General features: G+C 44.8%; 1 protein-coding gene and 1 pseudogene. Both read left to right on the top strand.

What is annotated here, in order from left to right:
• Positions 1-681 (top strand): annotated as a pseudogene (gene sacX, locus ACWHAR_RS24785) (SacY negative regulator SacX); the annotation flags it as partial.
• Positions 682-734: 53 nt separating this feature from the next.
• The coding region (locus ACWHAR_RS24780) for a CAT RNA binding domain-containing protein (protein ID WP_452088144.1) at positions 735-879 on the top strand (145 nt) is incomplete at its 3' end.

The following is an 879-nucleotide window of genomic DNA, read 5'->3' as shown; positions in this document are numbered from 1 at the left end:
GAGAAGCTATTAAAATCGATTGTGCCGAAGTCACTTGATGTCGTGATTATTCCCTTTATTACGGTCATGGTGACAGGGTGCCTCGCGCTGATTGTGATGAATCCCGCCGCTTCTATCGTCGGCCAAATCATGACACAATCGATCGTCTATATTTATGATCACGCCGGCATTGCCGCCGGAGCCCTTTTCGGCGGCATCTACTCCACCATCGTCCTATCTGGATTGCATCATAGCTTTTATGCAATTGAGGCAACGCTGCTTGCTAATCCGCATGTCGGTGTCAACTTTTTAGTGCCGATATGGTCGATGGCGAATGTGGCCCAAGGCGGAGCGGGGCTTGCGGTATTCCTCAAAACGAAACAATCAAGCCTGAAGAAAATTGCGCTCCCCGCTTCTCTGACCGCGTTTTTAGGCATTGTTGAGCCGATTGTATTCGGGGTAAATCTCAAATTGATCCGTCCCTTTATCGGAGCAGCCATCGGCGGTGCTATTGGCGGAGCATACGTGGTTGCGGTACAAGTTGTGGCAAATTCCTACGGGCTGACAGGCATTCCGATGATTTCAATTGTGCTGCCGTTTGGCGCCGCGAATTTTGTTCATTATATGATCGGTTTTTTGATCGCAGCCGTCTCTGCTTTTATAGCTACATTGTTTCTCGGGTTTAAAGAAGAGACAGAATAACTGGATTTATTCGTTTTCATTCATAAAACGGGGGATGAAAGGACAAAAAAGCTATGAAAATTAAAAGAATCTTAAATCATAATGCTATCGTCGTAAAGGATCAAAATGAAGAGAAGATTCTCTTGGGTGCAGGAATTGCGTTTAACAAAAAGAAGAATGATATTGTCGATCCGTCAAAAATAGAAAAAACCTTTATCA

Source organism: Bacillus sp. LR--39, from assembly GCF_053613335.1.
Note: the sequence above shows the minus strand (reverse complement) of the source record. Positions and strands in the feature narration are given on the sequence as shown.